The following is a 19,622-nucleotide window of genomic DNA, read 5'->3' on the forward strand; positions in this document are numbered from 1 at the left end:
GCTTACGTCCAACGCCGGACGGCACCGAGATCGTTCCGGCCATGCCGAGGTCTGTGCAGTGTGCGCCGCTCGTCCCGTCATCCGGCCCCCAGCGGCGGGGCCGGCTTGCCGCCCGCGTCCAGATAGGCCTGCGGGGGCTTCAGCCGCTGGCCGGGGTAGCCGCCCTTCTCGTACTTGAGCAGCTTCTTCGCCTTCTCCGGGTCCGTCTCGCCCTCGCCGTACGCCGGGCAGAGCGGGGCGATGGGGCAGGCGCCGCAGGCGGGCTTGCGGGAGTGGCAGATACGGCGGCCGTGGAAGATCACATAGTGCGAGAGCATCGTCCACTCGCTCTTGGGGAAGAGCGCGCCGACGGCGGCCTCGATCTTGTCCGGGTCGGTCTCCTCGGTCCACTGCCAGCGTCGCACCAGCCGCTGGAAGTGCGTGTCCACGGTGATGCCGGGACGGCCGAAGGCGTTGCCGAGCACGACGAACGCGGTCTTGCGGCCGACGCCGGGCAGCTTCACAAGGTCCTCGAGCCGTCCGGGAACCTCGCCGCCGAACTCCTCCACCAACGCCTTCGACAGCCCCATCACCGACTTGGTCTTGGCCCGGAAGAAGCCGCACGGCCGCAGGATCTCCTCGACCTCCTCCGGGTTGGCGGCGGCCAGGTCCTCGGGGCCCGGGTACTTGGCGAACAGGGCCGGGGTCGTCTGGTTGACGCGCAGGTCCGTGGTCTGGGCGGACAGGACCGTGGCGACCAGGAGCTGGAAGGGATTCTCGAAATCGAGCTCCGGGTGCGCGTACGGGTAGACCTCGGCGAGCTCGCGGTTGATCCGGCGGGCGCGGCGGACCAGGGCCGTACGGGACTCGTTGCCGGGCGGCTTCGGGGCGACGGCCTTCGCGGGCGGGGCCTTCTTCACGGCGGCGGAGGCCTTCTTGGGGGCGACGACGGCCTTCTTCCGCCCGAGCGTCGCCTTCCGGGCCACGGCGGTGGCCGTCCCGGCGTCCGCGGACTTCTTCGCCGTGGGCTTCTTCGCCGTGGCCTTCTTAGCCGGCGTCTTCTTGGCCGGCGTCTTCTTCGCGGTCGCCTTCTTCTCGGTCGCGCTTTTTACCGACGCCCCTTTTGTCGTTTTTGCCGCTTTCTTTCCGCCACCGGGCTCCTGTTCGCCCACGGCAGAATCCCGACGTACAACCACCCGTGCAGCCCCCTAGGCCTGTGCTCTCACCGGCTATTTGGACACTCGGCCAGCCTAAGGCCCTGCACCGACATCCGCCCCGGACCCCGAAGATCGGCGCCCAATTGGACCCCTGCCACTTACCTGGGGACAGCAGTGCGGCATCCTTGTGACAGATCACACTGTTTGGTCCGTCCGGCAAAATGGGCACCAGGGTCCCCTGGTACACACGGGGGAGCAAGATTCCCCTGAGCAGGTCGACAAGGAGAGAACTCGTGGACGACGTTCTGCGGCGCAATCCGCTCTTCGCGGCGCTCGACGACGAGCAGGCCGCGGAGCTGCGCGCCTCCATGAGTGAGGTGACCCTCGCAAGGGGTGACTCCCTGTTCCACGAGGGCGACCCGGGCGACCGGCTCTACGTGGTCACCGAGGGCAAGGTCAAGCTTCACCGCACGTCCCCCGACGGCCGCGAGAACATGCTGGCCGTCGTCGGTCCGAGCGAGCTCATCGGCGAACTGTCGCTCTTCGACCCGGGCCCGCGTACCGCGACCGCCACCGCCCTCACCGAGGTCAAGCTGCTCGGCCTCGGCCACGGCGACCTCCAGCCCTGGCTGAACGCCCGCCCCGAGGTGGCCTCCGCGCTGCTGCGCGCCGTCGCCCGTCGGCTGCGCAAGACCAACGACGCGATGTCCGACCTCGTCTTCTCGGACGTCCCGGGCCGTGTGGCCCGCGCCCTGCTGGACCTCTCCCGCCGGTTCGGCGTGCAGTCCGAGGAGGGCATCCACGTCGTCCACGACCTGACGCAGGAGGAGCTGGCCCAGCTGGTCGGCGCCTCCCGCGAGACGGTCAACAAGGCGCTGGCGGACTTCGCCCAGCGCGGGTGGCTCCGCCTGGAGGCGCGTGCGGTGATTCTGCTGGACGTGGAGAGGCTGGCGAAGCGCTCGCGCTGAGCGTCGGCAGGCCTCGTTGTGGTCGTCGTCCCGGGGGCTGCCCGCCCCCGGACCCCCACGACGGCCTGCTTGATACCGGCCACAACAAAAATCCAGCGCACGCATAGGCCGGCCACGGCACAGTGACCCCATGGCCGGAACCGTTCCCCCCAAAGGCCTCGACCCCCAGGGCTACCTCTCCCGCGAGGGCTCCCTCGGGCGTGTCCAGTCCCCCTTCCGTCCCGTCGTCGCCGCCGCCCAGGACCGGCTGCCGGACGTCTTCGGGACGCGGCTGCACAGCGCGTACCTCTACGGGTCGATTCCACGCGGCACCGCGCGCGTGGGGCGCAGCGACCTGGATCTGCTGCTCGCCCTGCGGGAGGAGCCCGGTGACGCGGACCGCGCCGCCGCCCGTGCCCTGGGCGAGGCCCTCGACAAGGACTACGCCGAGATCGACGGGGTCGGGACGCTGCTGTACAGCCGTACGCGGCTGCTGAGCGAGCTCGAGACCCACGACCTGGGCTGGTTCGTCACCTGTCTGTGCACGCCGCTGCTCGGGGAGGATCTCGCCGAGTACCTGCCGCGGTACCGGCCCGACAGCCTCCTCGCCCGCGAGACCAACGGCGATCTCGCCCTCCTCCTGCCCCGCTGGCGCGAGCGGATCGCCACCGCCGACGACACCGACGAGGCCCGTCGGCCGCTCGTGCGCTTCATGTCCCGGCATCTCGTCCGCACCGGCTTCACGCTCGTCATGCCCCGCTGGGGCGGCTGGACCAGCGATCTGACGGAGATGGCGGAGATCTTCGGCGCGTACTACCCCACGCGCGCGGAACAGATGAAGACCGCGGCCGTCGCCGGGTACGAGCCAACCGGAGACCCTGCCCTTCTCAGGTCGTACGTCGACGACCTCGGGCCGTGGCTCGCCGGGGAGTACGCGCGTGTGCACGGCATCAAGGCGCCCCGCCCCGACTGAGCTAGATGAGCCCGTGCTCCTCGAGATAGTCCAGCTGCGCCCGTACCGACAGCTCCGCGGCCGGCCACAGGGAGCGGTCCACGTCCGCGTACACGTGGGCGACGATCTCGGCCGGCGTCCGGTAGCCGTCCTCGACGGCCGTCTCCACCTGGGCGAGCCGGTGGGCACGATGGGCGAGGTAGTACTCCACGGCGCCCTGAGCGTCGTCCAGGACGGGTCCGTGGCCCGGGAGCACCGTGTGGACGCCGTCGTCGACCGTGAGGGACCTCAGGCGCCGCAGGGAGTCCAGATAGTCGCCCAGGCGGCCGTCGGGGTGCGCCACCACCGTCGTACCGCGCCCCAGGATGGTGTCACCGGTCAGGACGGCCCGGTCGGCCGGGAGGTGGAAGGAAAGGGAGTCCGCGGTGTGGCCCGGCGTCGGTACCACCCTGAGCTCCAGGCCGCCGACCGTGATCACGTTCCCGGCGGCCAGGCCCTCGTCGCCCAGCCGCAGCGCCGGGTCCAGCGCCCGCACCTTGGTGCCGGTCAGTTCGGCGAAGCGGGCGGCGCCCGCCGCGTGGTCCGGGTGACCGTGGGTCAGGAGGGTCAGAGCGATGCGCCGGCCGGCCTGGTCGGCGGTGTCGATGACGGTGCGCAGGTGGCCCTCGTCCAGGGGGCCCGGGTCGATCACGACGGCCGCCGAGGAGTCGGGTTCCGCCAGGATCCAGGTGTTGGTGCCGTCCAGGGTCATCGCGGACGCGTTGGGCGCGAGGACGTTGACCGCCCGCGGGGTGGCGGGGCCGGAGAGGACCCCGCCGCGCGGCTGGCCGGGAAGGGCGCTTGCGTCCGTCATGCGGGGGCTCCACCGGTCGGGATGTGCTTGGTGAACTCGTCGTGCCCCGGCCAGGCGAGCACGATCTCGTCGCCCTCCAGACGGGCCTGCGCCAGGACGGGCGTCAGGTCGCGGTCCGGGGCCGAGGCGAGCGCCTCGGCGGCCGTGCCGTACGCCGTCAGCTGCCGCAGGGTCGCGATCGTGGGCGGCATCATCAGCAGCTCGCCCTTGTCGTACGACGCGGCCGCCTCCGCGGGCCGGATCCACACCGTGCGGTCCGCCTCCGTGGAGGCGTTGCGGGTGCGCTGGCCCTCGGGGAGGGCGGCGACGAAGAACCAGGTGTCGTAGCGGCGGGCCTCGAACTCCGGGGTGATCCACCGGGTCCACGCGCCGAGCAGGTCGGAGCGCAGGACCAGGCCCCGGCGGTCCAGGAACTCCGCGAAGGAGAGGTCGCGGGCGACGAGGGCGGCGCGGTCCGCCTCCCAGTCCGGGCCCGTGGTGTCGCCGACGACCGAGTCGGGGGTCGGTCCGGCCAGAAGGACGCCTGCCTCCTCGTACGTCTCCCGTACGGCCGCGCAGACGATCGCCTGGGCGGCCGTCTCGTCGACGCCCAGCCGTTCCGCCCACCACGCGCGCGTGGGGCCCGCCCAGCCGACGTGGTGCTCGTCGTCGCGCGGGTCGACGCCGCCGCCCGGGTACGCGTACGCGCCCGCGGCGAAGGCCATGGACGCGCGTCGGCGCAGCATGTGGACAGCGGGGCCGGTGCCGGTGTCCTTCAGGAGCATGACCGTGGCCGCGCGCTTCGGGGTCACCGGCGTGAGCGTGCCCGCCGCGAGCGCGCGGATACGGTCCGGCCACTCCGCGGGGTACCACTGACCGTTCGCCATGGGCGCGAGGCTATCCCGTGGTGAGCGGATGTTCGAGAGGCAGTGATCACCTCGGCTGCCAGACCCCGCGATTCCGGCATGATCCGCCGACACGCCCTACGGCTGGGTGAGCTCCACCTGGATCTCGACCTCCACGGGCGCGTCCAGCGGCAGTACCGCCACGCCGACCGCGCTGCGCGCGTGCACGCCCTTGTCGCCGAGGACCTCGCCGAGCAGCTCGCTCGCGCCGTTGAGGACGGCCGGCTGCCCCGTGAAGTCCGACGCCGAGGCCACGAAGCCGACGACCTTCACGACGCGCGCGATGCGGTCCAGGTCGCCTGCGACGGACTTGACGGCCGCGAGGGCGTTCAGGGCGCAGGTACGGGCGAGTTCCCTGGCCTCCTCGGGGGTGACCTCCGCGCCGACCTTGCCGGTGACCGGAAGCTTGCCGTCCACCATCGGCAGCTGGCCGGCGGTGTAGACGTACGGCCCGCTCTGCACAGCCGGCTGGTAGGCGGCCAGCGGCGGGACGACCGCCGGCAGCGCAAGGCCCAGCTCGGCGAGCTTCGCCTCGACCGCGCTCACGCCTGCTTCTCCCGCTTCAGGTAGGCCACGAGCTGCTCGGGGTTGTTCGGCCCGGGCACCACCTGGACGAGCTCCCAGCCGTCCTCGCCCCAGGTGTCCAGAATCTGCTTCGTTGCGTGGACGAGCAGCGGCACGGTTGCATATTCCCACTTGGTCATGGGCCGACTGTATCCGCTGTGGTCGGCGGGGTACGCGGTCGCCGGGGCCGCCGTTGTCCACAGGCCCCGGATTGGTTCCGGCGCGGACTGGTTACGCTCGAAGACGTGAGCAGGCTCCAGGTCGTCAGCGGTAAGGGCGGGACCGGTAAGACGACGGTCGCCGCAGCCCTCGCGCTGGCTCTGGCCACGGAAGGGAAGCGGACGCTTCTCGTCGAGGTCGAGGGTCGGCAGGGCATCGCACAGCTCTTCGAAACGGAGGCGCTGCCCTATGAGGAGCGGAAGATCGCCGTAGCTCCGGGCGGCGGGGAGGTGTACGCCCTCGCCATCGATCCCGAACTGGCCCTTCTGGACTACCTCCAGATGTTCTACAAGATGGGCAGTGCCGGACGGGCCCTGAAGAAGCTCGGCGCCATCGACTTCGCCACCACCATCGCGCCCGGTCTGCGCGACGTACTCCTGACCGGCAAGGCGTGCGAGGCGGTCCGGCGCAAGGACAGGTCGGGGCGGTTCGTGTACGACTACGTCATCATGGACGCGCCGCCCACCGGGCGCATCGCCCGCTTCCTCAACGTCAACGACGAGGTCGCCGGGCTCGCCAAGGTCGGGCCGATACACAATCAGGCGCAGGCCGTGATGCGGGTGCTGAAGTCGCCGGAGACGGCGGTTCATCTGGTGACGCTCCTGGAGGAGATGCCCGTCCAGGAGACGGCGGACGGGATCGCCGAGTTGCGGGCTGCGCGGCTGCCGGTCGGGCGGGTCATCGTGAACATGGTGCGGCCCGGGGTGCTCGGCGCGGCCGACCTGGAGTTCGTACGGACCGTTCCGCGGACCGACATCGCGCGGTCGCTGTCGGCCGCCGGACTCGGCGGGGCGCGCCGGGGGCAGAACGCCGAGAAGCTCGTGGACCCGCTGCTGACGCAGGCCGAGGAGTATGCCGAGCGCTACCTGCTGGAGCACGAACAGCGCGCCGCCCTGGGCGAGCTGGGCCTGCCACTGCACGAACTGCCGCTGCTCGCCGAGGGCATGGACCTGGCGGGCCTGTACGAACTGGCCAACGAACTGCGGAAGCAGGGGATCGTATGAGTCCGGACCCGGCCCACACCGCGGAAGGCGCCCGCCATCTCTCCCCCGCGCGCGTGCTCGACGTCGATCCGCTCCTCGACGACCCGCAGACCCGCATCGTGGTGTGCTGCGGCTCGGGCGGGGTCGGCAAGACCACCACGGCGGCGGCGCTGGGCCTCAGGGCCGCCGAGCGCGGCCGGAAGGTCGTCGTCCTCACCATCGACCCGGCGCGCCGGCTGGCGCAGTCCATGGGCATCGACTCCCTCGACAACACCCCGCGCCGGGTGAAGGGCATCGACGGCGAAGGCGAACTGCACGCCATGATGCTCGACATGAAGCGCACCTTCGACGAGATCGTCGAGGCGCACGCGGATCCCGACCGGGCGGCCGCGATCCTGTCGAACCCCTTCTACCAGTCGCTCTCGGCGGGCTTCGCGGGCACGCAGGAGTACATGGCGATGGAGAAGCTGGGCCAGCTGCGGGCCCGGCACGAGTGGGACCTGATCGTCGTCGACACGCCACCGTCCCGTTCGGCGCTGGACTTCCTGGACGCGCCCAAGCGGCTCGGTTCCTTCCTCGACGGCAAGCTGATCCGCGTCCTGCTGGCCCCGGCGAAGGTCGGCGGCAGGGCAGGGATGAAGTTCCTGAACGTCGGCATGTCGATGATGACCGGCGCCCTGGGGAAGCTGCTCGGCGGTCAGCTGCTGAAGGACGTACAGACGTTCGTGGCGGCGATGGACTCCATGTTCGGCGGCTTCCGTACCCGCGCGGATGCGACGTACAAGCTGCTCCAGGCACCGGGCACGGCGTTCCTGGTGGTGGCGGCCCCGGAGCGGGACGCGCTGCGCGAGGCCGCGTACTTCGTGGAGCGGCTGGCCGCCGAGGACATGCCGCTGGCCGGTCTGGTGCTCAACCGGGTCCACGGCAGCGGCGCTTTCCGGCTGTCGGCCGAACGGGCGCTCGCCGCCGCGGAAAATCTTGAGGAGCCCCGCATTGTGGATCAGGGGGGAGGGAAAGCTGGTCTTCGTAACTCTCCCGACACGTACGGCAGTTCAGAATCTCCCGCTTCCGACTCACCGGCTGCTCCGGACGAAGGTTCCCCCACCGTCACGGACGACGGCTCCCCCGCCGACCCGGACCCGGAGCGATCCGTCGACCAGCTCACCGCGGGCCTGCTGAGGCTGCACGCGGAGCGTATGCAGCTGCTCGCCCGCGAGCAGCGCACGCGTGACCGCTTCACGGCGCTCCACCCCGAGGTGGCGGTGGCCGAAGTGGCCGCGCTGCCCGGCGATGTGCATGACCTCGCGGGACTGCGGGACATCGGTGACCGGCTCGCGGCCAACCGGCCGGAGCTGCCCGACAGCGAGCTCCGCGTGTCTGACGGCGGCGCATGAGTGCCTGACGGCGGCACATGAGGAGAACAGCCCCCGACCGCCGGAGGGAAACCCCCGGAGGGGACGCCCTCAGCTCACCGCCGCGTAGTTCTCGTACACCTCGTCGTCGTCGAGGGGAACGAGGCCGGCCCCACGCTCGTACTCCGAACGCGCGGTCTCGAGGAGCCGGCGCCATGAAGTGACAGTGGGCCGCCTGCGCAGCAGTGCGCGGCGCTCTCGTTCCGTCATGCCTCCCCACACGCCGAACTCGACGCGGTTGTCGAGCGCATCGGCCAGACATTCGGTGCGTACCGGACATCCGGTGCACACCGCCTTGGCCCTGTTCTGCGCTGCTCCCTGAACGAACAGTTCATCCGGATCGGTAGTGCGGCAGGCCGCCTGCGCACTCCAGTCGGTTACCCAGCCCATACCGGCGCCGTCCTCTCCCGAATCGAGGCTCCCCCACGGCGGCAGCGGCATATTCACCGCCGCCAGTTGAGGACGTTACGGAAGGTGGGCACAGCGCAACACCCCCTTCGGGCCCAATCTTGAATGGCCCGAACGGACTATGGGTAAGCGGCAGATCACCCGGGGGAGTGAGCCCGCGACATGCGCGACAATCCCGGCAATCCGGGACGGTTCAGCTGAGTCACAACGGACGCCAGGTGACACACAAGGCGGATTCGGACACGCGCCCAACACACCTCGGCAAAAAAGACCGAGAGGATCCGGAACGATTCGGGGTCGCCGGACGTATTGATACGTGGCCCTACTGCTGTGACAGTTGAGAGCAGCTTAGGCCAAGGCATATACGCGTGTCCGGCGAATGAGAACGTAGGCTGCCCTCATGCCAAAGAAGCGCTCGGGCGGTGGTCTGTCGCCAACACAGCAGGCCGCCAAGTTCCTCGGTGTCAGTGTGCTCGCGGGAGCCGTCATGGCCGGCATCGCGCTGCCCGCCGTCGGCGCGCTGGGCCTTGCGGCAAAGGGCTCGGTGGAGAGCTTCGACGAGCTCCCGGCGAACATGAAGACCCCGCCGCTCAGCCAGCGCACCACGATCCTGGACGCCAAGGGCGACCGCATCGCCACGGTGTACTCGCGCGACCGCACGGTGGTCGACCTCAAGGACATCTCGCCGTACATGCAGAAGGCGATCGTCGCCATCGAGGACGCCCGCTTCTACCAGCACGGCGCGGTCGACCTGAAGGGCGTCCTGCGCGCCCTCAACCGCAACGCACAGAGCGGCGGCGTGGCCGAGGGCGCGTCCACGCTCACCCAGCAGTATGTGAAGAACGTCTTCGTGGAGGAGGCCGGCGACGACCCGACGAAGGTCGCGCAGGCCACCCAGCAAACCCTCGGCCGCAAGATCCGCGAGCTGAAGTACGCGATCCAGGTCGAGGAGGAGCTGGGCAAGAAGAAGATCCTCGAGAACTACCTGAACATCACCTTCTTCGGCCAGCAGGCCTACGGCGTCGAGGCCGCCGCCCAGCGCTACTTCTCCAAGTCGGCCAAGGACCTCGACCTCCAGGAGTCGGCGCTCCTCGCCGGCATCGTCCAGTCGCCCAGCCGGTACGACCCGGTGAACGACGAGGCGGAGGCCACCAAGCGGCGCAACGTGGTGCTGCAGCGGATGGCCGATGTCGGCAACATCTCCCAGGCGGAGGCCGACGAGGCCATGGAGCAGCCGCTGGACCTGAAGATCAGCCGGCCGCAGAACGGCTGCATCACCGCGGTCAAGGGCGCCAGCTTCTTCTGCAAGTACGTCGAGAAGGTCTTCAAGAGCGACCCGGTCTTCGGCAAGACCAAGGAGGAGCGGGCGAAGATCTGGAACCAGGGCGGCCTGACGATCCGTACGACCCTCGACCCGCAGGCGCAGGAGTCGGTCCAGGACTCCCTCAAGGACCACGTCAACAAGGACGACCAGGTCGCCGCGGCCACCACCCTGGTCGAACCCGGCACCGGCAGGATCCTCGGCATGGGCCAGTCGAAGCCGTTCGGCTACGGCAAGAACGAGACCGAGTACAACTACTCGGTCGACGCCTCCATGGGCGGCTCGAACTACGGCTTCCCGACCGGTTCGACCTTCAAGCCGTTCGTCGCGGCGGCCGCGCTGGAGGAGGGGCGGCCGGTGACGCAGGAGTACTCGGCGCCGTACGACATGGACTACCCGAGCCCCGTCCAGACGTGCTCCGGCAAGCCGTGGGTGAACGGGGGCCCGCAGAAGGCGACCGTCGAGAACGAGGACGAGTCGGAGGTCGGCCCGTACCGCCTCAGGGAGGCGATGGAGAAGTCGGTCAACACCTACTTCGTCCAGATGATCTCCGACATCGGTCTCTGCCCGGTCGTGAAGATGACCGACAACCTGCACGTCGTGCAGGGCAACGGCGAGAAGCTCCCCGAGGTCCCCGCCATCTCCCTCGGCTCCAAGGGCATCTCCCCGCTGACGATGGCAACCGCGTACGCCGCCTTCGCCTCGCGCGGTATGTACTGCACGCCGATCGCCATCGAGTCGATCACCCAGAAGATCGGCCAGGAGCAGAAGTCGCTGGAAGTGCCGAAGTCGACCTGCTCGCGGGCCATGTCCGAGAAGACGGCCGACACCGTCAACACCCTGCTGCAGGGTGTGGTCGACTCCGGTACCGGCCAGGAGGCCGGCCTCACCGACCGGGACAGCGCCGGTAAGACGGGTACGACGGACGAGCGCAAGAACGCCTGGTTCGTCGGCTACACACCGAACCTGTCCGGCGCGGTCTGGGTCGGCAGCGCCACCCAGCAGGTCCAGATGGAGGGCATCTCCATCGGCGGCGTCTGGCACGACAAGGTCTACGGCGGCCGGGTGCCGGGCCCCATCTGGCGGGACGCCATGTCCGGCGCCCTCGTCGGCAAGGAAGCCGGGTCCTTCAACCTCGTTGAGATCCCCGAGGACGAGGACGAGGACGAGGACCGCGGTGACGGCAACGACGAGGACAACGACAACGGCAACGGCGACAACGGCAACGGCGGCCTGATCGGCGGCGGCGCGGACGGCGGCACCTTCCCGACGCCCTCCTTCTCCATCCCCGAGGGCTGGATCCGGGGCGGCGACAACGGCGGTGGCAACGGCAACGGCAACGGGGGGAACTGGCCGTGACGGGCCGGCCCAGGCGGTAGTACGGCGATGGGGGCGCCCCTCCTAGGAGGGGCGCCCCCATCGCCGTACAGCCCGTTTACGACCTCAGCCCGCGAGGAGCTTCTTCACCACGGCGGCGACGCGGCCGCCCTCCGCCTGCCCGGCGACCTTCGGGTTCACGATCTTCATCACGGCACCCATCGCCCGCGGCCCCTCCGCGCCGGCCGCCTTCGCCTCCTCGACCGCCTGGGCGACGATCCGGTTCAGCTCCTCGTCGGACAGCTGCTTGGGCAGGTACGCGGCGAGCACCTCGCCCTCCGCCTTCTCCCGCTCCGCCTGCTCGGGGCGACCGCCCTGCGCAAAGGCGTCGGCGGCCTCGCGCCGCTTCTTCGCCTCGCGGGTGATCACCTTCGTGACCTCCTCGTCGGAGAGCTCGCGCTTCTCCTTGCCCGCGACCTCCTCCTTGGTGATCGCGGCGAGCGTCAGCCGGAGCGTCGAGGAGCGGAGCTCGTCGCGCTCCTTGATCGCGGCGTTGAGGTCTTCGTGCAGCTTCGACTTGAGCGTGGTCATGGGGTCGATTGTCGCAGGCGTGGGCGGCCGGACGCCTGTTGATTTAAGGGACGGCCGGGCGCGGCGCCCGGGCCGGGTCTGACACGATGGAGCCATGCGCGCGCGATATGGAGTCCCCCTCGGCATCACGGCGGTCGCGGCCGCCGGTCTCCTCTATTCGGCCGGGTTCGAGGCCCGTTCCTTCCGCCTGCGACGGATCACTGTCCCGGTACTGCCCGAGGGCATGCGCCCGCTGCGTGTGCTGCACGTCTCCGACATCCACATGGTCAGCGGGCAGCGCAAGAAGCAGCGCTGGCTGCGCTCGCTGGCGGGGCTGCGCCCCGACTTCGTGATCAACACGGGCGACAACCTCTCGGACCCGGAGGGCGTACCGGAGGTCCTGGACGCGCTCGGGCCGCTGCTGGACTTCCCGGGCGCGTACGTCTTCGGCTCCAACGACTACTACGGCCCCAAGCTTCGCAACCCCGCCCGCTATCTGATCGAGAAGGCGCAGGGCCGCCACGGCCTGAACGGCAACGCGCCTGCCGTCGGCGTGGTCCACAACCCGTGGGAGGACCTGCGGGACGGTTTCGACGCGGCGGGCTGGCTGAACCTGACGAACACACGGGGCACACTGAAGGCCGACGGCGTCTCGGTGGAGCTGACGGGCGTGGACGACCCGCACATCAAGCGGGACCGTTACGCCCAGGTCGCCGGCGGCCCCTCGGGCTCGGCGGACTTCTCGATGGGCGTGGTCCACGCCCCGTACCTGCGCAGCCTGGACGCCTTCACGGCCGACGGCTACCCCCTGATCCTGGCCGGCCACACCCACGGCGGCCAGCTCTGCCTCCCCTTCTACGGCGCCTTCGTCACCAACTGCGACCTGGACACCGACCGCGTGAAGGGCCTGTCGACGCACACGGTGGAGGACCGCACCGCCTTCCTGCACGTCTCAGCAGGCTGCGGCACCAACCGGTACACCCCCGTCCGCTTCGCCTGCCCACCGGAGGCGACGTTGCTGACGCTGGTGGGGCGGGCGTAGGTCGAGACGTGGCAGGGCGGGCGGGTGCCCCACGTAGGCGCCGGGCGGGTGTCCCACGTATGGGCCAGTCGGCGGAGTAACCCACCCACCCCACACCCCACACGGCACCGGGCGGCGAAGTAACCCACACAGGCCACCCGCAATGCCCCATTTGCCCGATCTGCTTAGCGTGAGGGCATGACCGCCCCGCTGCCGAGGGACATCCCGGACCTCCCCGCGATCCCGCGCATGCCCGCGCTGCTGCCCTCCCCCGTCCCCGCCACGGCGGTGGTGGCGCCCGCACCCCGCCCCCTGACGGCCGTCTTCCGCCTGCTGACCGCACTGGCGGCAACTGCCGGCGTGACGATCCACCTGCTCCTCGGCAGCCCACCCCGGGTCCTGAGTCACTTCACGATCCAGAGCAGCATCCTGCTGGCGCTGGTCTTCACCCTCTCCGCCCGCCGATCCTGGACCGCCCGCCGCCCGTTACCGGCCACCCTGACCGGCGCGACCCTCCTCTACGTCACGATCGCGGCGCTGGTGCACCACCTGCTCCTGACAAACGAGGCGAGCCCCTTCGCGATGCCGGCCTCGATCACCGGTGACGCCACCCTGACGCCCCTACAGACCATCGCCGGCCACATCCTCCACACGGCGGTCCCGATCGCGGCCCTGCTGGACTGGCTGCTCCTGACCACCCCCGGCCGCCTGCACCTCCGCCAGGCGAGCGGGTGGCTCCTCTACCCCCTGGCCTACCTGGCCTTCTCCTTCACCCGAGGCGAGTTCCTGCTCCCCGGCGCCCCCGGCCGCTACCTCTACTCCTTCCTCGACGTCGATCGGCACGGCTACAAGAGCGTCCTCGGCAACGCCCTCCTCCTCGGCCTCTCCATCTACGCCGTGGCCGTCCTCCTCATCGCCCTCGACCACGCCCGCCCGAACCCCATCCGTCACCGCGCGAAAACCGGATTTCGTCTCCAGCCGCCGGTGGGCTAAAGTAAACGTCGTCGCCGCGACAAGCGGCGACGATCGGGGTGTAGCGCAGCTTGGCAGCGCGCTTCGTTCGGGACGAAGAGGTCGTGGGTTCAAATCCCGCCACCCCGACAGTGAAGTACCAGGTCAGGGGCCTGATCCGCGCAGCGGGTCGGGCCCCTGAGTGGTTGTGGGGGCCAGTTTGGGAACCATTGGGAGCCGACCCCAACTGGGGCCGGGTCCTGATAACCGTCGGCAAGAACACCGGCGACAACGGCATCCCACCGAGCAAGGTCACCGTGAGGTTCGGCGACTTCGAGATGAGAGAGCTGAAGGTGCGCCATCGGGACGGCGGAGGTTGGGACGTCTGCGGTGGCGGTGGATCTCGGGGAGCTGACCGGCTACTTGAGGTCGATCATTCGGACCGGCTGCCCGGTGGTGCGGGCGATGGTTTCGAAGTCGCGGTCGTAGTGCAGCAGGGTGAGTCCTGCTTCTTCCGCGGCTGCGGCCACGAGGAGGTCGACGGCTCCGGCACGGCGGTGCTCACCCTTGGCGGTGAGCTCGCGCTGGACGACGCGGGCGCGCCGGTAGATGCCGTCGGGCATGGGGCACCAGGTGAACTGGTTCAGTCGTTCCTGGATCGCCTCACGGTCCTTCGCGGAACGTGCGGAGTAGATGATCTCCAGTTCGGTGAGGTCGCACAGGGCGATCAGCCCGGCGCCCATCCGCTGTTCCCACTCTTCGGTTGCCTGACGCAGCAGAACGCGAGCCAGGGCCGACGTATCAACGAGGTAGTCGGCCACCCTCACCGGGCGGAACCACCTCGATAGTTGCGCTTGTCCAGGAGGAGTTCGACATCGAGGGCGCCTTCATCCGCAAGATCCTGCAGTTCATGCAGGGCGCGCAGGCGACGGTTGCGGGCCACGATCTCACGTAGGGCGGTGTTGATGGTGTCCCGTTTCGTGGAAGTGCCCAGCTCCTTCGCTGCGGCTTCCAGGGCGTCGTCGTCGAGATCGATGACGGTTCTGCTCATGAGGCCCACCTCCGTATACACTGGACAGTGTATCAATATACATGATCGAATGTATCACAGGGGTGGGTCGACCCAGTCCTGACGCTTACGGACCGACGAGCACGCCATAGGCAGTAGGGGGCGCGACAGAGCTCGACTCAGCCCACGTTGCGACGGGCCACGTCATGTCGAGGTGAGTTCGTCTCAGGGAGCGTGTCATTTCCTCGGGCACTTCACTGTCCCAGTTCAGCACGCCTCGTGAAGACCTCCGCTCAAGCATCTCCAGAGGTCTGCGACCAGTCGAGCTCCTTGGCCCCGTAGTGGGCGGCTTTCGCTCCTGTCATCAAGGCCCAGTAGCGGTCTCCGTATGACCAGTGCCACCACTCCGTGGGGTAGTTGACCAGGCCAGCGGCGGTAAGTGCCGTACTCAAGATGTTCCGATGGGAGCGGGCCTCGGTGCTGATGTTGTCGGCTTGCGTGTAACAGCTGCCTGCACTCTCCTCAGGAGTCGCATTCATGCGGGTGCCCATGTCGAGTTCGCGACCGTCCGTATCAGCCAGCGTCAAGTCGACGGCTGCGCCCGCACTGTGTGGTGCGATCTCAGGCGGGGAAACATAACGGCTGGCTGCCGAGCGAACCTGGTCAACGGACCATTCCGGGTGATCGGCCCGCAGCTGGGCTGCGTATTTGTCGAAGTAGAGACGTTGAAGGGATGGTGGGCGATACCCCTCGACGAACAGCAGACGCATTCCTTCGGGCAACAGCGCCTGTGCTTTGAGAAGTCGGTCAAGCACTCCTTCTCGCAGGTGAGCTAAGGCGCCAGCGGAGTCCTGCCACTTCCGCTCATCGACCCGCAGGGGGCTGTCTCGTCGCACATCCACGAGCCGTTCACCGCATTCCTGAACAGGCACGGCTGCGACCCTCGGGTCGGACATCAGGACGATTTCAGTCATGACGCGATCATCTTGCGGACCTGCGGAGCCGCAGCTGTTTCGAGCCACCTCGTGCCGCGAAGGGTCTGTCCCGCCCCGGTCAGAGGCGTGGAGCGGTGGCTCTCAGCTGTTGGTTGTCTTCATCGCAACTCTCATTCCCTCAGTCGAGTTGGCGCACCAATGGGTACCTCCGCCCATACCGTCTTGCCCACGGGGCGGCGAGGCGCCGACCCCCACCGCACGGCCAGGACGTCCACCAGGAGCAGGCCTCGACCGGACTCACCCTCGGGGTACGACGAGGGCGGAGCGGTGGGCGGCCGCTTCGCGGAAGCGGCGTCCGCGACCTCGATGCGCACCAGGCCCGCAGCCGCGTCGAGGGCGAGCAGGAGGCCGAAGTCGCGTCCGGGAACTCGGCCGTGCCGTACGGCGTTCGCGGCGAGTTCGCCGACGATGAGGGCGACCGTGCACGACGCGTCGGACGCCGGCGGATAGCCCCACTCCTCCATACGCCGGACGGCGAGACGCCGGGCGAGCTGCGCACCTCGCGGTGAGGAGACGAACTGCTCGTCGAGTAAGGGCAGTTCGGGGGCCGTGTCCGCCGCGAGGGGTGCGGTGCTCCGCTGGTGCTCATCTCCCGGGGTGTTCGTTCCTGTCAGCACGGTTCGTACGTCCTCCTCTGTGGAGCTGAGAAATCCGTGACGCACACGAGTCGTCACGTTCCGTGCCCAAGACTCGTCTGATCGCCCTACGCTCGACAGGTGACACAGCCTTACTTTTCAGTCCGTAAGGAACGGAAGTGACGCTTTGGCCAATGGAATTGACCCCAGTGCGTCGATGGCGGCGCTGTTCGGCGCGCGGGTGCGCAGGCTCCGCATGGCGGCCGGACTGACCCAGGCCGAGCTCGGTGACAAGACGCACGTGGTGAGCACGCGGATCACGCAGATCGAGCGGGCGTCCGGAGCGAAGCCGACGCTGGAGCTGGCGCGTGCGCTGGACGCGGCCCTCGGCGCGGACGACCTGCTGGTCGAGTTGTGGCCGTACGTGTACCGGGAGGCGTTTCCGGACTGGTCGCGGAGGTTCATGGAGTACGCGGAGCGGGCGGTGGCCATCCGCGAGTACGCGGCTCATGTGGTGCCCGGCTTGTTGCAGACGGAGGACTACGCGCGGGCGGTGCTGAGCGTCGGTCGAACCCTCGGCAGCGAGGAGCAGTTGGAAGAGCGGGTCGCCCTTCGCATGGGACGACAGGAGCGTCTCGGCACGCCCGATCGTCCCGAGCTGTGGGTGGTCCTCGACGAGGCGGTGCTCAGGCGTCCCGTCGGCGGCCAGGTGGTGACGCGTGAGCAGTTGGCGCGGCTGCTCAGGACCGCGGCGGAACCTCACGTCACCGTGCAGGTACTGCCGTTCGACCAGGGCGAGCACGATGTCATGGGTGGCTCGCTCACGGTGCTCACCATGCCGGACGGCTCGGAGATCGCCTACACGGAAGGCGCTCACTACGGCCAACTCATCGAGGATCCGGACGAGGTCAGGAGCTTCGCACTGACCTACGATCGGCTGCGGGCGGCAGCTCTGCCCCCGCTCATGTCGCTCGACATGATCCGATCCGTGATGGAGGACAACCACCGTGGAGCGAAGGTCCCGTCCCGATCTGAACGGCGCCGCCTGGCGCAAGAGCAGCTACAGCAATCAGGAAGGCGGCAACTGCGTGGAGGTGGCCGACGGGTTCCGGGCCGTCGTCCCCGTCCGTGACAGCAAGGTCCCGCACGGTCCGGCGCTGTGCTTCGAAGCCGCCTCCTGGGCCGCATTCATAGGCGAGTTGAAGGCCGGGCACCACCGTCCCTGAGGCAGCCGGGCCCCGGCCGCCGTCCGCCTTCCGGGCTCACCGGGCCCTTGTCCGCGAGGGTCCGGCGGGCCACTGACCTCCTCAAAGAACCGGGGGAAAGAACTACCCGCCCACCCACCCTCCCTGCCGCCAAGAGCCCACGTCACCCGTCCGAGTGACCGGCTTGCAGGCGCGGGATACGGACGGTTACGTTCGCCGCGACAACCGCACACAGACGACGGCCCCCGGCCGGGACGGCAATCCCGATCGAGGGCCTGACCGATCAGGAAGCTCCAACCTTCCCAATGGCTGACCCGCAGTCTAACGCGCCCCTGCGCGCCGCCGCCGGAGCACCGACCTCCGGCGTGATCCACGTACGCACCCGCCTCACGGCCGACTTCACCGTGATCTCCAACGCCCTCGCCCAGCGGCGCGGCAGCGCGGTCACGGTCGGCGTCGCGGCGTACATCTCCTCCCTGCCCGACGGCTCCTCCGTGAGCATCGCCGCCCTGTGCGAGCACTTCAGCGAGGGCGAGATCCTCATCTCGCGGGCGCTCAGGGAACTCGAAGCCGCCGGATACCTGGAGCGCCGCCGCGAGCGACTGTCCACCGGGCAGATCCGCACCCGGACGTACTTCTACGACATCCCCGGCGGCGATCCGGATCCGGACGGGCCGCCCGCGCCGCCGAAGCCGCGTCGGCCCCGAAAACAGCCCGCCGCTGCGGCGACCGCGACCGCGCAGGAAACGGCGCACGCGCCCGCACAGGCCGAGGCACCGGTCCCGCTCACCGATGCCGACCCACAGGCCGTCGCTGTACTGACCGCCCTGCGCCGGGTCGATCCACGCCTGATCCTCTCCGAACAGGAGGCCGCACGACTCGCACCGGCCGTCTCCCAATGGCTCGCGGCCGGCGTCGAGGCACCCCAGATCACCGAGTTCCTCACCGCAAGGCTCCCCGACCGATTCCGCGCTCGCCCGGCAGGCATCCTCGCCTTCCGCCTGCGCGAGACGCCCCTGCCCACCCCACCCCCGCCGGCGCGCACGGACCGCCCGGCTGTCCTGCCCTTCCGGACCTGCGACGGCTGCGACCGGGCATTCCGCGCGCCGGAACCCGGACGCTGCCGGGACTGCCGATCCGGGAATCATCTCCGTGCGGCCGGCTGAGGCCCGCCTGCTCGGTCGAATCCCCGTCCACTTCTTGATCACATCGTCGGGCGCCGCCCTCAGGTGACCCGGGCCCGCTTCAGGCGGCGGACCTGGACTCGACCGTGCGTCGCCGGAGCGCCGGCGTGGTGAGCGACGGCGGGGTCCAGACGCCGTCCGGGGGGTAGACGTCGGTTCCGGGCGGCACGATTTCGTCGATCCGGTCGAGGGCGGCGTCGTCCAGCAGCACGGACGTGCCCTTGAGTGTGCTCCGCAGTTGCTCCATCGTGCGCGGGCCGATGATCACCGACGTGACGGCCGGATGCGCGAGCGGGAAGGCGATGGCCAACTCCGGCAGCGAGCAGCCCACTTCCTCGGCCACGGCAACGAGCTGCTCGACCACCTCCAGCTTCGCGGCAGTGAGCGGCGCCGACGGATCGAAGCGGGCCGGGTGCAGGGTGGGACGTCCTCTGCTCAGATCGAGAGCCCGGCCCTTGCGGTAGCGGCCGGTCAGGAATCCCGAGGCCAGGGGGCTCCAGGTAAGCACCCCCATGTCGAGGCGCTGCGCCACCGGCAGCACATGCTTCTCGACTCCTCGGGCCAGCAGCGAGTAGGGCGGCTGCTCGGTGCGGAAGCGGTGGAGCCCACGGCGGTCGGCCACGTGGTACGCCTCGACGATCTCGTCCGCGGGGAACGTGGAGCAGCCGAAGGCTCTGATCTTGCCCTGGTGCACAAGATCGGTCAGGGCGGAGAGCGTCTCCTCGATGTCGGTCGTGTGGTCCGGCCGGTGCACCTGGTACAGGTCGATCCAGTCCGTTCCCAGGCGCCGCAGGCTGTCCTCCACCTCCCGGACGATCCAACGCCGCGAGTTGCCGCCCCGGTTGGGACCGTCCCCCATGGGGAAGTGGACCTTGGTCGCAAGGACCACGTCGTCGCGGCGGTCCTTCAGGGCCTTGCCGACGACGGTCTCCGACTCTCCGGCCGAGTACATGTCGGCGGTGTCGATGAAGTTGATCCCCTCGTCGAGCGCGGCGTGGATGATCCGGACGCAGTCGTCGTGGTCGGCATTGCCGACGGAGCCGAACATCATGGTGCCGAGGCAGTAGGCGCTGACCTCGATGCCGGTTCCGCCCAGAATGCGGTAGCGCATGCAAC

Annotated in this window: 22 protein-coding genes and 1 tRNA gene; 11 read left to right on the forward strand and 12 right to left on the reverse strand. The window is 69.5% G+C overall.

All coding sequences use genetic code 11. The features are described 5' to 3' along the window. Positions 1 to 77: 77 nt before the first annotated feature. A complete protein-coding gene (gene nth / locus ACFVJQ_RS29625; protein ID WP_385788523.1) occupies positions 78 to 1,151 on the reverse strand; it encodes an endonuclease III in 1,074 nt (357 codons plus the stop codon). Positions 1,152 to 1,429: 278 nt separating this feature from the next. On the opposite strand from nth, the gene ACFVJQ_RS29630 reads away from it, so the two are divergent. Together ACFVJQ_RS29630 and ACFVJQ_RS29635 are read left to right on the forward strand one after the other, a co-directional pair. After that, positions 1,430 to 2,104 carry a Crp/Fnr family transcriptional regulator gene (locus ACFVJQ_RS29630; protein WP_133928442.1) on the forward strand — a complete coding sequence of 225 codons (675 nt, stop codon included), beginning with the start codon at positions 1,430 to 1,432 and terminating at the stop codon, positions 2,102 to 2,104. Between the two features lie 130 nt (positions 2,105 to 2,234). Continuing rightward, positions 2,235 to 3,056 carry a nucleotidyltransferase gene (locus ACFVJQ_RS29635; protein WP_385513278.1) on the forward strand — a complete coding sequence of 274 codons (822 nt, stop codon included), beginning with the start codon at positions 2,235 to 2,237 and terminating at the stop codon, positions 3,054 to 3,056. A 1-nt stretch (position 3,057) separates the two neighbouring features. Here ACFVJQ_RS29635 and ACFVJQ_RS29640 read toward each other — a convergent pair whose 3' ends face one another. The 4 genes from ACFVJQ_RS29640 to ACFVJQ_RS29655 all read right to left on the reverse strand — a co-directional run bounded on the left by ACFVJQ_RS29640 (position 3,058) and on the right by ACFVJQ_RS29655 (position 5,476). Continuing rightward, positions 3,058 to 3,888 (reverse strand): MBL fold metallo-hydrolase, encoded by an 831-nt coding sequence (locus ACFVJQ_RS29640; RefSeq protein ID WP_385788527.1) that lies wholly within the window; start codon positions 3,886 to 3,888, stop codon positions 3,058 to 3,060. Next, the gene (locus ACFVJQ_RS29645; RefSeq protein ID WP_385788530.1) at positions 3,885 to 4,754 is read right to left on the reverse strand and encodes an NUDIX hydrolase; all 870 of its coding nucleotides are present in this window, start codon (positions 4,752 to 4,754) and stop codon (positions 3,885 to 3,887) included. Before ACFVJQ_RS29645 ends, ACFVJQ_RS29640 begins: the two co-directional genes overlap by 4 nt. A gap of 96 nt (positions 4,755 to 4,850) precedes the next feature. After that, complete coding sequence (locus ACFVJQ_RS29650) at positions 4,851 to 5,318, reverse strand: RidA family protein (protein WP_224734527.1); 468 nt, start codon at positions 5,316 to 5,318, stop codon at positions 4,851 to 4,853. Then, positions 5,315 to 5,476, reverse strand: a complete 162-nt coding sequence (locus ACFVJQ_RS29655; RefSeq protein ID WP_003975360.1) for a DUF4177 domain-containing protein — start codon at positions 5,474 to 5,476, stop codon at positions 5,315 to 5,317. The genes ACFVJQ_RS29650 and ACFVJQ_RS29655 overlap by 4 nt, the downstream gene beginning before the upstream one ends. A 105-nt stretch (positions 5,477 to 5,581) precedes the next feature. Here ACFVJQ_RS29655 and ACFVJQ_RS29660 point away from each other — a divergent pair, with 105 nt between their 5' ends. Then, positions 5,582 to 6,559, forward strand: a complete 978-nt coding sequence (locus ACFVJQ_RS29660) for an ArsA-related P-loop ATPase (RefSeq protein ID WP_385788533.1) — start codon at positions 5,582 to 5,584, stop codon at positions 6,557 to 6,559. Beyond that, positions 6,556 to 7,932, forward strand: coding sequence for an ArsA family ATPase (locus tag ACFVJQ_RS29665; protein WP_385788536.1), 1,377 nt, complete (start codon positions 6,556 to 6,558; stop codon positions 7,930 to 7,932). The genes ACFVJQ_RS29660 and ACFVJQ_RS29665 overlap by 4 nt, the downstream gene beginning before the upstream one ends. 69 nt (positions 7,933 to 8,001) lie before the next feature. Here ACFVJQ_RS29665 and wblA read toward each other — a convergent pair whose 3' ends face one another. Beyond that, on the reverse strand, positions 8,002 to 8,340 hold the full coding sequence (gene wblA, locus ACFVJQ_RS29670; protein WP_224734524.1) for a transcriptional regulator WblA: 339 nt from the start codon (positions 8,338 to 8,340) through the stop codon (positions 8,002 to 8,004). 418 nt (positions 8,341 to 8,758) lie between these two features. On the opposite strand from wblA, the gene ACFVJQ_RS29675 reads away from it, so the two are divergent. Then, on the forward strand, positions 8,759 to 11,038 hold the full coding sequence (locus ACFVJQ_RS29675) for a transglycosylase domain-containing protein (protein ID WP_385513283.1): 2,280 nt from the start codon (positions 8,759 to 8,761) through the stop codon (positions 11,036 to 11,038). An 84-nt stretch (positions 11,039 to 11,122) separates the two neighbouring features. Here ACFVJQ_RS29675 and ACFVJQ_RS29680 read toward each other — a convergent pair whose 3' ends face one another. Next, complete coding sequence (locus ACFVJQ_RS29680; protein ID WP_224734522.1) at positions 11,123 to 11,587, reverse strand: GatB/YqeY domain-containing protein; 465 nt, start codon at positions 11,585 to 11,587, stop codon at positions 11,123 to 11,125. A gap of 94 nt (positions 11,588 to 11,681) precedes the next feature. On the opposite strand from ACFVJQ_RS29680, the gene ACFVJQ_RS29685 reads away from it, so the two are divergent. The 3 genes from ACFVJQ_RS29685 to ACFVJQ_RS29695 all read left to right on the forward strand — a co-directional run bounded on the left by ACFVJQ_RS29685 (position 11,682) and on the right by ACFVJQ_RS29695 (position 13,688). Continuing rightward, a complete protein-coding gene (locus ACFVJQ_RS29685; protein WP_385788540.1) occupies positions 11,682 to 12,608 on the forward strand; it encodes a metallophosphoesterase in 927 nt (308 codons plus the stop codon). Between the two features lie 177 nt (positions 12,609 to 12,785). Continuing rightward, positions 12,786 to 13,580: a Pr6Pr family membrane protein gene (locus ACFVJQ_RS29690; protein WP_385788543.1), complete on the forward strand. Its 795-nt coding sequence runs from the start codon at positions 12,786 to 12,788 to the stop codon at positions 13,578 to 13,580. A gap of 34 nt (positions 13,581 to 13,614) precedes the next feature. After that, positions 13,615 to 13,688, forward strand: a tRNA-Pro gene (locus ACFVJQ_RS29695). Positions 13,689 to 13,957: 269 nt separating this feature from the next. Here the strand turns inward: ACFVJQ_RS29695 and ACFVJQ_RS29700 are convergent. The 4 genes from ACFVJQ_RS29700 to ACFVJQ_RS29715 all read right to left on the reverse strand — a co-directional run bounded on the left by ACFVJQ_RS29700 (position 13,958) and on the right by ACFVJQ_RS29715 (position 16,159). Further along, positions 13,958 to 14,365 (reverse strand): PIN domain nuclease, encoded by a 408-nt coding sequence (locus tag ACFVJQ_RS29700; RefSeq protein WP_385788545.1) that lies wholly within the window; start codon positions 14,363 to 14,365, stop codon positions 13,958 to 13,960. Further along, positions 14,362 to 14,589, reverse strand: a complete 228-nt coding sequence (locus ACFVJQ_RS29705; protein ID WP_151785147.1) for a type II toxin-antitoxin system VapB family antitoxin — start codon at positions 14,587 to 14,589, stop codon at positions 14,362 to 14,364. Before ACFVJQ_RS29705 ends, ACFVJQ_RS29700 begins: the two co-directional genes overlap by 4 nt. A 251-nt stretch (positions 14,590 to 14,840) precedes the next feature. After that, positions 14,841 to 15,521 (reverse strand): M15 family metallopeptidase, encoded by a 681-nt coding sequence (locus ACFVJQ_RS29710; protein ID WP_385788548.1) that lies wholly within the window; start codon positions 15,519 to 15,521, stop codon positions 14,841 to 14,843. 131 nt (positions 15,522 to 15,652) lie between these two features. Continuing rightward, positions 15,653 to 16,159: an ATP-binding protein gene (locus ACFVJQ_RS29715; RefSeq protein WP_385788551.1), complete on the reverse strand. Its 507-nt coding sequence runs from the start codon at positions 16,157 to 16,159 to the stop codon at positions 15,653 to 15,655. A 175-nt stretch (positions 16,160 to 16,334) separates the two neighbouring features. On the opposite strand from ACFVJQ_RS29715, the gene ACFVJQ_RS29720 reads away from it, so the two are divergent. From ACFVJQ_RS29720 to ACFVJQ_RS29730, 3 genes are all read left to right on the forward strand, one after another. Then, positions 16,335 to 17,249, forward strand: coding sequence for a Scr1 family TA system antitoxin-like transcriptional regulator (locus tag ACFVJQ_RS29720; RefSeq protein ID WP_385514768.1), 915 nt, complete (start codon positions 16,335 to 16,337; stop codon positions 17,247 to 17,249). Further along, positions 17,212 to 17,343, forward strand: a complete 132-nt coding sequence (locus ACFVJQ_RS29725) for a DUF397 domain-containing protein (RefSeq protein WP_385788588.1) — start codon at positions 17,212 to 17,214, stop codon at positions 17,341 to 17,343. Before ACFVJQ_RS29720 ends, ACFVJQ_RS29725 begins: the two co-directional genes overlap by 38 nt. Before the next feature lie 284 nt (positions 17,344 to 17,627). Beyond that, the gene (locus ACFVJQ_RS29730) at positions 17,628 to 18,488 is read left to right on the forward strand and encodes a hypothetical protein (protein WP_385788554.1); all 861 of its coding nucleotides are present in this window, start codon (positions 17,628 to 17,630) and stop codon (positions 18,486 to 18,488) included. Between the two features lie 79 nt (positions 18,489 to 18,567). On the opposite strand, the gene ACFVJQ_RS29735 is transcribed toward ACFVJQ_RS29730, so the two are convergent. Beyond that, a complete protein-coding gene (locus ACFVJQ_RS29735) occupies positions 18,568 to 19,617 on the reverse strand; it encodes an aldo/keto reductase (RefSeq protein WP_385788557.1) in 1,050 nt (349 codons plus the stop codon). Positions 19,618 to 19,622: the final 5 nt, after the last annotated feature.

This window comes from Streptomyces sp. NPDC127197 (genome assembly GCF_042672405.1).
GTDB lineage: Bacteria > Actinomycetota > Actinomycetes > Streptomycetales > Streptomycetaceae > Streptomyces > Streptomyces flavusporus.

Excerpts from the sequence above, each read along its gene's own strand:
- ACFVJQ_RS29635 (WP_385513278.1), top strand. The coding sequence starts at position 2,235 with ATGGCCGGAACCGTTCCCCCCAAAGGCCTCGACCCCCAGGGCTACCTC.
- ACFVJQ_RS29640 (WP_385788527.1), bottom strand. The coding sequence starts at position 3,888 with ATGACGGACGCAAGCGCCCTTCCCGGCCAGCCGCGCGGCGGGGTCCTC.
- ACFVJQ_RS29645 (WP_385788530.1), bottom strand. The coding sequence starts at position 4,754 with ATGGCGAACGGTCAGTGGTACCCCGCGGAGTGGCCGGACCGTATCCGC.
- ACFVJQ_RS29655 (WP_003975360.1), bottom strand. The coding sequence starts at position 5,476 with ATGACCAAGTGGGAATATGCAACCGTGCCGCTGCTCGTCCACGCAACG.
- ACFVJQ_RS29665 (WP_385788536.1), top strand. The coding sequence starts at position 6,556 with ATGAGTCCGGACCCGGCCCACACCGCGGAAGGCGCCCGCCATCTCTCC.
- wblA (WP_224734524.1), bottom strand. The coding sequence starts at position 8,340 with ATGGGCTGGGTAACCGACTGGAGTGCGCAGGCGGCCTGCCGCACTACC.
- ACFVJQ_RS29675 (WP_385513283.1), top strand. The coding sequence starts at position 8,759 with ATGCCAAAGAAGCGCTCGGGCGGTGGTCTGTCGCCAACACAGCAGGCC.
- ACFVJQ_RS29680 (WP_224734522.1), bottom strand. The coding sequence starts at position 11,587 with ATGACCACGCTCAAGTCGAAGCTGCACGAAGACCTCAACGCCGCGATC.
- ACFVJQ_RS29685 (WP_385788540.1), top strand. The coding sequence starts at position 11,682 with ATGCGCGCGCGATATGGAGTCCCCCTCGGCATCACGGCGGTCGCGGCC.
- ACFVJQ_RS29690 (WP_385788543.1), top strand. The coding sequence starts at position 12,786 with ATGACCGCCCCGCTGCCGAGGGACATCCCGGACCTCCCCGCGATCCCG.
- ACFVJQ_RS29705 (WP_151785147.1), bottom strand. The coding sequence starts at position 14,589 with ATGAGCAGAACCGTCATCGATCTCGACGACGACGCCCTGGAAGCCGCA.
- ACFVJQ_RS29710 (WP_385788548.1), bottom strand. The coding sequence starts at position 15,521 with ATGACTGAAATCGTCCTGATGTCCGACCCGAGGGTCGCAGCCGTGCCT.
- ACFVJQ_RS29720 (WP_385514768.1), top strand. The coding sequence starts at position 16,335 with ATGGCGGCGCTGTTCGGCGCGCGGGTGCGCAGGCTCCGCATGGCGGCC.
- ACFVJQ_RS29730 (WP_385788554.1), top strand. The coding sequence starts at position 17,628 with ATGGCTGACCCGCAGTCTAACGCGCCCCTGCGCGCCGCCGCCGGAGCA.
- ACFVJQ_RS29735 (WP_385788557.1), bottom strand. The coding sequence starts at position 19,617 with ATGCGCTACCGCATTCTGGGCGGAACCGGCATCGAGGTCAGCGCCTAC.